A 12,165-nucleotide genomic window follows, 5' to 3' on the forward strand; every position below is an offset into this window, starting at 1 on the left:
CATGCCTGAACAAGTGACCATCATCGGCGCCGGGATCGTCGGTCTGTGCTGTGCGCTCTCGTTGCAGGAGCGCGGTATTGCCGTGCGTCTGATCGACCGTGGAGAACCGGGGCAGGAGACATCGTACGGCAATGCCGGTGTCGTCTCGCCCTGGTCGGTCATTCCACAGGCCACGCCGGGTATCTGGAAAACGATCCCCGGGATGCTGTTGGACCCGAAAAGCGCGTTGACCGTCAGACCTGCGTTCTGGCCCAGGATGATACCCTGGGGCCTGAGGTTCCTGAAGAATTCAAGCGTGAAATCCGTACGCAATATCTCGGACGCAATGGAGGTGCTGTGCCGCCCTTCGATAGATCTGTACCGAAGACATCTGCAAAATACCGGGCACGAAGACCTTATTGTTGATTCCAACTATGTCCACGCGTTTCGCAACCCGGATCAGGCTGACCTGAAAGAATTGGGATATCTGATCCGGCAGGAAAAAGGCGGACATCTAGAGCGGATAGACGGAACAGAATTGCGCCGGATCGAACCTGCGTTATCCAGAGATTTCAAGGCTGCGATCCTGATCAAGGGACAGGCGCGGGTCACGTCTCCTGGCCGGGTCGGTGCAGTTTTGGCCGACAAGACACGTCAACAAGGCGCCGAGTTCGTGCGGACAGAAGTCAAAGAACTAAAGCGCACGGAAGACGGTCAATGGCATTTGACCTCGTCGGCCGGCGCGCTTCACGCCGATACTGTCGTGCTGGCCGCCGGTGTTTGGTCTGCCGGGTTGCTGAAACCCTTGGGTTTGCCCGTGCCACTGGTGGCCGAGCGTGGATACCATGTCCAATTCCCGACCCCCTCTGCCAGCCTGGAAAACTCGGTGATGGACGTGGACGCCAAGGTGGTGGCCAGTTCAATGCAGGACGGTCTGCGCGTGGCGGGCACGGCCGAATTCGGCAGCATCGACGCGCCGCCAGATCCACGCAAACAGTCGCTTCTGACCGCACAGGCCCGCGCAATGATGCCGGATCTGAACACCTCGGATACACAGTTCTGGATGGGCCGACGCCCGTCTTTTCCCGACAGTTTGCCTGCGATCGGTCCGGTTGAGGGGCACAAGGGCCTGTTCACCGCCTTTGGTCATTCCCATTACGGTTTGATGATGGCCCCCAAAACCGGCGAGCTGGTGGCTGATCTGGTGTCTGGGCAGCGCCTCAACATCCCATTGGATTCAATCGCCTTGTCGCGATTTTGACGCGTAACAACCACCGTTTCTAAGAAGGATTACCCAATCATGCCGATCTATCAGGGTGGACAGAATATCTGCGGAGCCTCAATCGGGGTTTTGTGTCTGGAAAGCTATTTTCCCAAACCTCCCGGTCATATCAAGAACCCTTCCAGCCTGCCGTTCCCGGTGCTGTACGAGATGATAGATGGCGTCACGGTGCCAACGCTGCTGAACGATCCGACGCCTGATCTGCTGAACCCATTCATTAAAGGCGCGCAACGGCTTGAGGCTGAAGGCGTACGCGCCATTACCGGAAGTTGCGGGTTTCTCGCCCTGTTCCAAAAAGAGTTGGCCGCGGCCGTATCGGTGCCTGTCTTCGCTTCGAGCCTGATACAAGTGCCGTTGGCCTTTCACATGACCGGGGCCAGCGCACCGGTCGGGGTGATTACAGCGGATTCGTCAGCGCTGACGCAACGCCATTTCGAAGGCGTTGGAGCAGGGGGCGTTCCGGTGGCCGTACAGGGTCTGGAACACACCAGCGAGTTTGCCGAAGTCATCCTGCGCAACGCGCGCACCCGTATGGACACAGATCTGATCGAGGCCGAAGTGCTGGACGCTGCGCGCAGGCTGAAGCGCGATACGCCCGAAATACGCTCCGTGGTATTGGAATGCACGGATCTTCCCCCTTATGCAAAACGCATTCAGGAAGACCTGAAACTGCCGGTCTTTGACCTGACGACGCTGGCGCAAATGGCGCATAATGTAAGCGCGCGCACCGGGTATTGCGGGCTGATGCCGTGGGGGTGAGGCCCTTGCAGGCTGGTGTTTCCTTTCAATGGCTCAGAAGCGTCGAATAGCCGCGAAAACAGTTGCTATTCGCTGATGCTTTTGGACGGACCGGTACAAGGGACTTTCCCTTGCTGAAACGGCTGGTTAAGAAGCCCTTCCACTGCCGTTTCAGGAGGCCCCCTTGGACCGTATCGCCCGCACCATAGCCACCGAGATCAATGCACGTCCCGATCAGGTCGGTGCTGCGATCAATCTATTGGACGACGGAGCGACGGTTCCTTTTGTCGCCCGCTATCGGAAAGAAGCAACCGGTGGGTTGGACGACACCCAATTGCGCCTTCTGTCCGAACGTTTGACCTATCTGCGTGAGCTTGAGGCACGGCGGGAAACCATCCTGAAATCGATAAAAGAACAGGGGAAGCTGACCGAAGATCTGAGTAAATCGATAGCTCGGGCAGAAACCAAGGCCCAGCTGGAAGACATCTATCTGCCTTACAAGCCCAAGCGGCGCACCAAGGCGATGATCGCGCGTGAAAACGGGCTGGAACCCCTGGTCGAAGCCATTCTGGCCGATCGCGATGCGGACCCGGAAACACTGGCCGGGGCATACTTGAGCGAAGCCGTTGCCACCCCTCGTGACGCGCTGAACGGCGCGCGGGACATTCTGACCGAACGATTAACGGAAAATGCGACACTGCTGGGTGAGTTGCGGGCCTTCATGCAGCGCGAGGCGCTGCTCAGTGCAAGAGTTGTCGACGGGAAAGAAAAGGAAGGCGCCAAGTTCAGTGATTATTTTGACCATTCCGAACGATGGACGGATGTTCCATCGCATAGGGCTTTGGCAATGCTGCGGGCGTCAAAAGAAGGCATTGTTTCACTTGATATCGCGCCGGAACCGGAGTTCGGGGCAGCCCGGGCCGAATCCATCGTGGCCGCGCATTTGCAGACCCGTGGCCAAGGGCCGGGTGATGCCTGGTTGCGCAAGGTGGCCGGGTGGACCTGGCGGGTCAAGCTTTCGCTGTCGATGATGGTCGAACTGATGGCCGAACTGCGCAGTCGGGCACAGGACGAGGCAATTCAGGTCTTTTCACGCAACCTCAAGGACTTGCTGTATGCTGCTCCGGCGGGTGCCAAGGCCACTTTGGGCCTCGATCCCGGCATCCGCACCGGCGTGAAAGCGGCGGTGGTTGACGCAACGGGCAAGGTCGTGGCCACTGACACGCTGTATCCCTTCCAACCCAAAAACGATTTGCGCGGAGCGCAGGCTACCATCCTAAACCTGATCTCGGCCCACCAGATTGAACTGATCGCCATCGGAAACGGAACAGCGAGCCGCGAAACCGAACGGTTGGTTGCAGATACTTTGGCTCTGCTCCCCAAGGCGGTAAAAGCACCGACCAAGGTAGTAGTGTCCGAAGCGGGGGCTTCGGTCTATTCCGCGTCGGAACTGGCAGCACGAGAGTTTCCCGATCTGGACGTTTCGCTGCGTGGGGCGGTGTCCATCGCCCGGCGATTGCAGGACCCTTTGGCAGAACTGGTCAAAATCGAACCGAAATCCATCGGCGTGGGGCAATATCAGCATGACGTTGACCAGCACCGCCTGTCGCAATCCCTGGATTCCGCGATCGAGGATGTCGTGAACGCGGTCGGGGTTGACCTGAACACGGCCTCTGCACCTTTGCTTGCGCGTGTGTCGGGGCTGGGCCCCGCGCAAGCCGAAGCCGTCGTCGCCCATCGCGATCTGAACGGGCCGTTCCAATCGCGCAAGGACCTGTTGTCCGTTGCCGGGCTGGGTCCGCGTGCCTTTGAGCAATGCGCCGGGTTTCTTCGCATAAGGGACGGCGCCGAACCGCTTGATGCGTCGTCGGTGCATCCCGAAGCCTATGACGTCGCCCGCCGCGTCGTGTCGGCCTGCGGGCGGGATATCAGGCACATCATGGGCCATGAGGGGGCCTTGAAAGGGTTGCGGGCACAACAATTCGTAACCGAAGATTTCGGCCTGCCCACGGTTCTGGATATCTTTGCCGAGCTTGAGAAACCCGGACGAGACCCCCGGCCCAGCTTTGTCACGGCCACTTTCGCGGATGGCATCGAAGAGATAACCGATCTGAAGCCCGGAATGGTTCTTGAGGGCACCGTGACAAACGTGGCAGCCTTTGGGGCATTCGTGGATGTGGGCGTTCATCAGGACGGTCTGGTTCACGTCAGCCAGTTGGCCGACCGCTTCGTCAAGGACCCGCATGAGGTCGTCAAGGCCGGGCAAGTCGTGAAAGTGCGCGTTGTCGAGGTGGATGTACCCAGAAAACGGATCGGGCTTTCGATGCGCAAACAGGGCGGCGGTGGAAATCGGCGCGCCTGATCTGCAATCCGCACATTATCCGGGCTTAACGACATAAAGGCGTTACCCGCCGGAAATAGCGTGCAGACCGATACGGGCAGCCGGCATGCGTTGTTTCCATTGCGCGCTGAACTGGGTATCAGCAAGAGAGTTCTCAGTGTCGCCAAACGGATCGAAATGGAAACGACAGTTCATGCAGTACCACAACACGCCTTACGACAAGCTTCAGGTCGGTGATACTGCCGAGTTGGCCCGCACGTGCTCGGTTGATGATTTCTATGTGTTCGCCAACAATTCCGGCAATCACAATCCGCTTCATCTATCCAGCGAAGACGGCGACGGCGACCACATCAACGAAGCGGTTGCCCCTGCCATGTTCGTGGGGGCCCTGATCTCGGCCGTTTTAGGGAACGTTCTGCCGGGGGCAGGGACGCTCTATAAATCGCAGCGATTTGATTTTGTGGAAAGGGCGCATGCCGGTGATGAGCTGGTATCCAAAGTCACCCTTCTAGAAAAGCGACCAAACCGGGAAGTTGTCTTTGAAACGGTCGTTACGCGCCCATCGGACGGTGCCGTGATCGTCAGCGGGCAGGCCGTCGTGATCGCGCCGGAGAAAGAGATGGTGTTCGCCGAGTTGGATCTGCCCGGGCTGGTGGTGAAACGTCATCGTCACTTTGATACCATGCTGGAAAAGGTGCGCCCGTTGCCGCCCATGCCGACCGCCGTTGTAGCCCCGGAAGAGCCCAACGCCTTGGGTGGGGCGCTGCTGGCCGCGCATGAGACGATCATCACACCCATTCTGATCGGTAACCCGGACAAAATCTCTCACGCGGCCGCCGAAATCGGAGCGTCGTTGGATGGGATTGAAATCATTGCGCAGAGCGATCACGTCGGTGCGGCCCATGCGGCGGTCGATCTGGTTGCAGAAGGTCGTGCGAAAGCGCTGATGAAAGGGCATCTGCATACGGATGAATTGCTGAAGGCTGCGCTCAGGCGTGAAAACGGCCTGCGCACCGGCCGCCGCTTTACCCATGTCTTTGTCATGGACGTGCCCGGCCAACCCAGACCTTTGTTGGTGACGGATGCGGCGATCAATATCGAGCCGGACCTGGAAACCAAGATTGATATTGTCCAGAACGCAATCGACCTGGCCCTGTCGCTGGGGATCGAAAACCCCAGGGCGGGTGTTCTGTCTGCCATCGAAACCGTCAATCCGGCGATCCGATCCTCGGTTGATGCGGCTTTGCTGTCGAAAATGGCGGAACGCGGTCAGATCACGGGCGGGCTTGTTGACGGCCCCCTTGCCATGGACAATGCCGTCAGCCTTGCGGCTGCGCGTTCCAAAGGGATTGTGTCGGATGTCGCGGGCAAAACCGATATTCTGGTGGTGCCAAATCTGGATGCCGGGAACATGATGGCCAAGCAGCTGACCTATATCGCCAATGCAGAAGGGGCCGGTCTGGTCATGGGGGCCAAAGCTCCGATCATTTTGACCAGCCGCGCCGATGACGACAAAGCCCGGCTGGCATCCTGTGCCGTGGCGGCACTGCACGAAGCCTTTTCCTTACCGCGCACCGGAGCACCCGCATGACACATGTCGTGACACTGAACGCTGGATCGTCTTCCATGAAATTTGGTCTGTTCGAGCTGACCGATGACGATCCGATCATGGTGTGCACCGGCGCGGTCGAGCGGATTGGAGAACCAGAGCCGTTTGTCAAGGCGAAGTCTTCCGACGGAAGTGTCCTTGCCAGCGGCACCGCCGGAGAAATACGCGATCATGCCGCAGCGCTGGACTGGGTTTTGAACCTGCTTGCGCGCTCATTTCCAAACAGCGACGTGACTGCGGTCGGGCATCGTGTTGTCCACGGTGGACCTGACATCGACGCTCCGGTGCCATTGACCAAGGCGTCCATTCAAGAGTTGGACAAGCTGTCGCCGTTCGCGCCTTTGCATCAGCCGCACAATCTGGCCGGAGCCAGGGCCGCGATGGAACGTTTTCCGAATGCGGTTCAGATCGCCTGTTTCGACACCGCCTTTCACCGCAATCATCCGTGGGAGAATGACGTTTTTGCCTTGCCGCGCGAGTATTACGACAAAGGTGTTCGGCGTTATGGCTTTCACGGGCTCAGCTATGAATTCATTTCGGATCACATGGCAAAGACAGCGCCGCTTTTGCACGAAGGGCGCGTGGTCGTGGCCCATCTTGGCAATGGTGCATCGATGTGTGCGATGATCGGAGGGCGTTCCGTCGGATCGACCATGGGCTTTTCGGCACTGGACGGGCTGCCGATGGGGTCACGCTGTGGTCAACTTGATCCTGGCGTGGTCCTGTATCTGATGGACCAGGAAGGGCTGAGCGCTGACGAAATCTCAGACCTGTTGTTCCGGAAATCTGGGCTGTTGGGCCTGTCCGGGCTGTCCAACGATATGCGTACCCTGGAAAAGGCGGACACACGCGAAAGCCGACAGGCGATCAGCTATTTCACCTTCCGTATCCGGCGCGAGCTTGGCGCGATGGCGGCCATTCTCGGCGGTATCGACGCCTTGGTGTTTACCGGTGGGATCGGAGAAAACTCACGCCTCGTGCGTGACCGGGTGTGCTCTGGGATGGGATGGCTGGGCATCGAGCTCAATCCTGATGCAAATGCGGACAATGACCGGATCATTTCAACCGATCTGTCCCGCGTCGTGGTCATGGCAATCCCGACCAATGAAGAACTGGTCATTGCCCGTGCGGCGGCTGACCTGTTGGCCAAACGCCCACGACTCAGAACTGCCTAGCGATCTAAGTTTCGACATAGGTCCAGCGATAGGCAGGCGGGGTCGGTCCCTTGTTCCGGCCGCCTTGCTGCATCTGTTCCCACGCATGGGCCAGAATGCCAACCGATCTGGATAGGCAAAACAGACCGCGTGCCAGTGGGGGCGCAAAGCCCAACTCGGCATAGATCACCGCGGTGGCGCCATCTATGTTCATAGGAACAGGCTTTCCTTTGCGGTGGGCCAACTCTGCCTCGATCGCCTGTCCGATCTGTAGGAACTGACCATCACAAGCCCCGTCCGTCACAGCATCACGGACCAACGCCATCAGACGTGGTGCGCGCGGATCCGTCGGCGTGTGGAAACGATGGCCAAAACCCGGCAATATCTTTCCTTCACGCTCGATCCACTCGTCAAGCGTTTGATCCAACCGGCCAGGATGTTGCGCCACGAAATGGTACAGCATAACCGCTTGCTCACCAGCCCCGCCGTGAATATCCCCCAACATGTTCACAGCGCTCGCCATCGCGTTGTTCAGCGGCAGCCCGCAGGTCACGGCCATGCGCGCCGTTGCGATGGAAGGGGCCTGAGGTCCGTGGTCCACGGCGGCAACCAGCGCGGCCTCGAACAACCGGACCTGCGCCCCAGATGGTCGGTCGCCACGAACCATGAACCAGATCATCTCGCTGAAACTGAGATGTCCGATCAGATTCTGGATCGGCTCTCCGCGCAGGTCGATCCGGCCCGGTTCCATATCGATGATGGAAGTCGTCCACCAATTGGACACATCGCTCATATGATGCCTTCCTTGCTCAAAGCGTCCATTTCCGCGCCGGTCAACCCAACTTCAGACCAGATCGCTTTATTGTCTGCTCCAAGTTCAGGCGGCGCGGTTTGGGGCATTTGCCGTTCGCCGTCCATGACAATGGGGCTGCCTGCAAGTTTCATGTCTTCGCCCTGCACTCGAAAAGATCCGATCAGGCCACGACCGGCAAGCTGTTCGTCATCAAGCGCCTCGGGCACGGTCAATACCTGCCCGGCCGGCACTCCGATTGCGTTGAGTTCGCTGACCCAGTCCGATGCCGCTTTGGTCCGCAAGGTCTCCTCCAGCGCCGCGCGCAGGGCATGGCGATTGCGCTTGCGGTCTTCGCGCGTTTCATAATCCGGGTGGGCCAGCAGGTCTTGCCGGCCCAGATGCCTGGCCAGTGCCTGCCACTGTTCGTCGCGGTTGGCGGCAATGTTGATGGGCGCGTCAGAGGCTGCAAATGTTCCCGACGGTGCTGACGTCGTGTTTTCGTTGCCATGGGCCCCGGGAATGGCACCGGCGATCAGATAGTTCGACACGACCCAACCCATTGTCGAGATCACGGCTTCGGACATCGCCACATCCAGATAGGCCCCGCGAGGATCCGCGTTCAGGGCGGCGGACACTGCAAAAGCAGCCGTCATCCCACCGATCGTGTCCGCCAAAGGATAGCCAACGCGATAGGGTGCGGTGTCAGGACCGCCGGTGACAGACATCACGCCACTGATACCCTGCACGATCTGGTCATAGGCGGGATCGCCTCGGCGGGGACCGTCCTGACCGAATCCGCTTATGGCACAGTAAATCAGGCTGGGGTTCACATCGCGCAAGACGCCATACCCAAGTCCAAGCCGATCCATCACACCGGGGCGAAAGTTCTCTACCAACACGTCGGCTGTCTGGACAAGGCGTTTCAGGAGCGCCTTGCCCCGTTCTGATTTCATGTTGAGCGTGATGGACTTTTTTTCAGCATTCTGCGCCAGAAAGCTGACGCCCATACCGGCCTTGTTTCTGGCGGGATCAGCACCCAGGACGCGGGCAAGGTCGCCACCGTCAGGGCGTTCGACCTTGATCACTTCGGCACCCATGAGCGCCAGTTGATAGCAGCAATACGGACCCGCGAGGACATTCGTCAGATCGAGAACCCGTATTCCTGCCAGTGGCTCAGTCACCGTCGGCAACCCCTGCGGCCCGGGCACGCGCGCGGCGTGCGCGATAGCTGGGCAACAGCACCAGCAGCACCGCGACAACAAGCAGACCCAGCGTCATCGGACGTTCCCAGATGAAAGCAATACCGTCATAGAGCTGCATCGAGCGGGCAAAGTTGTCCTCCATCATCCCCCCGAGGATGAAACCGATCAGCAGCGGCGCAAGCGGGTAGTCGGCAAATTTCAACGCCGTGGCGCAAACACCGAAGCCAACAAGTATCAAAAGCTCGGTCGCATTGTTCTGCCCGATATAGGCCCCCATCAGTGTGAAGAACAAAATGAAGGGGATCAGGTAATTGCGCGGTACCGAGAGAACCTTTGCGATATATGGGATCAGCGGCAGGTTCAGGATCAGCAGAACGAGGTTGCCAATGAACATTGACATGATGACGGCCCAGAATATCTGCGGCTCGTCCAGCATCAGCCGTGGGCCGGGTGTCACGTTCAGGGCAATTAGTGCGCCAAGCAGGATCGCGGTTGTGCCGGACCCGGGAATGCCCAGTGTCAGCAGCGGCACGAAAGAACCGGTGCATGCCGCGTTGTTCGCCGTTTCGGGCGCGGCCAGACCTTTTATTGACCCTTTGCCGAATTCGTCCTGCTCCTCTTTCGGGGCAATGTTGCGCTCGACCGCGTAGCCGAGGAAGCTGGCAATCGTTGCCCCCGCACCGGGCAGAACCCCGATGAAGAAGCCCTGTACAGATTGGCGGCCGATCACCGGCGCGATGGCCTTGGCTTCACGGCCTGTGATGCGCAGGTCCTTGATCTCGCCGTCATCCCCCTGAAGGTTCTTTGGTTTGAGCACCAGAAACAGCGCTTCGGGCAGGGCAAACATGGCCATGGCAAGCGTGATGAAGCCAAAGCCCGATTGCAGATCCATGATACCCATTGTGAAACGCGGCAGGTTGAACAATGCACCTTCACCGACCGTTGCCATGATCAACCCAAGTAGCGTCATGATGACGGCTTTGGCCACTTGACCGGTGCCTGCGAAGGCTGCGATTGCCGACAGGCCCACGACCATAAGCGCGAAATACTCGGCTGAGTGGAACAGCAGTGCCACCGAAGACAGAGCAGGGGCAAAGACCATCAACAAAATGGCCCCGATCGTACCGCCGGCAAAACTTGCAATAGCTGCAACAGTCAACGCTTTGCCTGCTTTGCCTTGGCGGGCCATCGGATAGCCGTCGAAACTGGACGCAACAGTGCCCGCGACCCCCGGCGCGTTGAGAAGGATTGAAGATGTCGAACCGCCAAAGATGGCGCCGTAATACACTCCGGCCAGCAGGATCAGCGCTGCGGACGGGTCGCCCATGGAAATCGCCACCGGGATCATGATGGCGATGATCGACATCGGCCCAAGACCCGGAAGCATGCCGATGAACGTGCCGATCAGGCACCCTGCGACCACCATCAGCAGGTTTTGAATTGAGAATGCCGTTTGCAGACCGATCAGAAGTCCTTCGAGCATGTCAGCCTCCGAAAATGCCCGGCAATGGGCGCATGTAGATGCCAAGAACTTCCTGAACCAGATACCAGACCGCGCCTGTGGCGATCAGCGCGACGGGTAGCATGACGTGCCATTTGCGCTCACCCAGAATGAAAGACCCGAGGATCAGAAAGGCCGAGGTCGAGATCAGAAACCCAACAGGGCGCAGGCAAAGCGCGTAAATCACCATCAAGGCCAGCAACATAAGCGCTTGATCAAGATGGTATTCCCCCAGTCGCCGGTAATCGATATCGGCTTCCTTTGGTTCCGCCTTTTCAAAGCCCAGCAAAATAATCGTGGTGGTGACGACACCCAGAACCGACAGCACTTTGGGGAAGGTGCTGGGCCAGATCGGATTTCGCTGCATGAAAGGGGGCAGGCTGCCGTCCATCGTGAACCAAGCGGCGTAGCCATATGTCAAACACACACCCAGAAGAATGAGCGCGATCCAGCGATCCAGCGCCATGAGAGCCCCTCCCTGTTCCTTTTCGTGGGAAGGCAGAGCGGCGGATCCGCTCTGCCGAAAATGGACTTAGAGGAAGCCCAGCTTTTTCATAAGATCGCCGATCTGCTGTTCCTGCTGCTCCAGGAACGTCTGGAAATCTGCGCCCGAGTTGTGGATGTTGACCCAACCATTGCGTGCACGAACCTCTTCCCATTCCGGGGTGTCGTACATCTTGGCAATCGCTTCCTGGTAGGCGGCCAGCTTTTCTTCGGGCAGGCCGGGGGCCGCGAAGAAGCCGCGCCAGTTCACGAAGGTGGTATCAATGCCCTGTTCCTTCATCGTCATCGCGTCAGGAGCCGCATCAACGCGCTCTTCGGATGTCACGCCGATAATCTTGACTTCACCCGCATTCGCCAGATCGACCGCTTCCGAAAAACCGGTGGACAAGGCGGCGATTTCACCCGACAGCAGGGCCGCCATGGCTTTGCCGCCCGCATCATAGGGGATGTATTTCACGCCAAGCGCATCCTTGCCCGCTGCTTCCATCACCATCGCGGCGACCAGATGGTCCATGCCGCCGGGAACCGAGCCGCCACCGATCGCTGTGCCGCCTGGGTCCGCATCAAACGCGGCAAGCAGATCCGCCATCGAGTTGATCGGGCTGTCTTTGCCAACAACGATCGCGGCATAGTCGCCGATAGTACCCGAAACCAGCGTCAGATCGCGGAAATTGTGAGGAAATACACCGGTCAATGAGCGGATCACGATCGGCGTCGAATTCACCATCAGAGTGCCATGATTGCTGTCGGCATTTTCAATCAGATATCCGATGGCTTTGCCACCACCGCCGCCCGACATGTTTTCGTATGACGCCGTGCCGACAAGGCCAGCTTTTGTCAGCGCTTCGCCCGTGCCGCGCGCGGTTCCGTCCCAGCCGCCACCGGCGCCACCGGGGATCAGAAAGTGAATGCTGTCCACGACCTGATCTTCAGCCATGGACGGCCCGGCCAGACCAAAGGCAGCCACAGCTGCAATCAGAGCGCGACGGCCCAGTGTGAATGTCGTCATGATGTCCTCCCATTTGACAACCAGCCGCATGGCGGCTCAGATTGGGTGGAACA

At 59.0% G+C, this 12,165-nt stretch carries 10 protein-coding genes; 5 read left to right on the forward strand and 5 right to left on the reverse strand.

Going from position 1 to position 12,165, the window contains the following annotated elements; all coding sequences use genetic code 11:
* Position 1: 1 nt before the first annotated feature.
* From ACR3E6_RS20290 to ACR3E6_RS20310, 5 genes are all read left to right on the forward strand, one after another.
* On the forward strand, positions 2 to 1,240 hold the full coding sequence (locus tag ACR3E6_RS20290) for an NAD(P)/FAD-dependent oxidoreductase (protein WP_480489034.1): 1,239 nt from the start codon (positions 2 to 4) through the stop codon (positions 1,238 to 1,240).
* A 39-nt stretch (positions 1,241 to 1,279) separates the two neighbouring features.
* Positions 1,280 to 2,020, forward strand: coding sequence for an aspartate/glutamate racemase family protein (locus ACR3E6_RS20295; protein ID WP_480489036.1), 741 nt, complete (start codon positions 1,280 to 1,282; stop codon positions 2,018 to 2,020).
* A gap of 163 nt (positions 2,021 to 2,183) precedes the next feature.
* Positions 2,184 to 4,361, forward strand: a complete 2,178-nt coding sequence (locus tag ACR3E6_RS20300; protein ID WP_480489037.1) for a Tex family protein — start codon at positions 2,184 to 2,186, stop codon at positions 4,359 to 4,361.
* A gap of 172 nt (positions 4,362 to 4,533) precedes the next feature.
* Entirely contained in the window at positions 4,534 to 5,931 is a 1,398-nt protein-coding gene (locus ACR3E6_RS20305) for a bifunctional enoyl-CoA hydratase/phosphate acetyltransferase (RefSeq protein ID WP_480489039.1), read from the forward strand.
* Positions 5,928 to 7,124 (forward strand): acetate/propionate family kinase, encoded by a 1,197-nt coding sequence (locus ACR3E6_RS20310; RefSeq protein ID WP_171635991.1) that lies wholly within the window; start codon positions 5,928 to 5,930, stop codon positions 7,122 to 7,124. Before ACR3E6_RS20305 ends, ACR3E6_RS20310 begins: the two co-directional genes overlap by 4 nt.
* A gap of 4 nt (positions 7,125 to 7,128) precedes the next feature.
* Here ACR3E6_RS20310 and ACR3E6_RS20315 read toward each other — a convergent pair whose 3' ends face one another.
* The 5 genes from ACR3E6_RS20315 to ACR3E6_RS20335 form a co-directional block, all read right to left on the reverse strand.
* Positions 7,129 to 7,896 carry a citryl-CoA lyase gene (locus ACR3E6_RS20315; RefSeq protein WP_171635993.1) on the reverse strand — a complete coding sequence of 256 codons (768 nt, stop codon included), beginning with the start codon at positions 7,894 to 7,896 and terminating at the stop codon, positions 7,129 to 7,131.
* The gene (locus ACR3E6_RS20320; protein WP_171723730.1) at positions 7,893 to 9,077 is read right to left on the reverse strand and encodes a CaiB/BaiF CoA transferase family protein; all 1,185 of its coding nucleotides are present in this window, start codon (positions 9,075 to 9,077) and stop codon (positions 7,893 to 7,895) included. The genes ACR3E6_RS20315 and ACR3E6_RS20320 overlap by 4 nt, the downstream gene beginning before the upstream one ends.
* Positions 9,070 to 10,581: a tripartite tricarboxylate transporter permease gene (locus tag ACR3E6_RS20325; RefSeq protein WP_480489041.1), complete on the reverse strand. Its 1,512-nt coding sequence runs from the start codon at positions 10,579 to 10,581 to the stop codon at positions 9,070 to 9,072. Before ACR3E6_RS20325 ends, ACR3E6_RS20320 begins: the two co-directional genes overlap by 8 nt.
* A gap of 1 nt (position 10,582) precedes the next feature.
* The gene (locus ACR3E6_RS20330) at positions 10,583 to 11,065 is read right to left on the reverse strand and encodes a tripartite tricarboxylate transporter TctB family protein (RefSeq protein ID WP_152460311.1); all 483 of its coding nucleotides are present in this window, start codon (positions 11,063 to 11,065) and stop codon (positions 10,583 to 10,585) included.
* 66 nt (positions 11,066 to 11,131) lie between these two features.
* Positions 11,132 to 12,112: a Bug family tripartite tricarboxylate transporter substrate binding protein gene (locus ACR3E6_RS20335; RefSeq protein ID WP_171636000.1), complete on the reverse strand. Its 981-nt coding sequence runs from the start codon at positions 12,110 to 12,112 to the stop codon at positions 11,132 to 11,134.
* Positions 12,113 to 12,165 lie beyond the last annotated feature (53 nt).

It is taken from the genome of Ruegeria sp. AL3 (assembly GCF_056536065.1).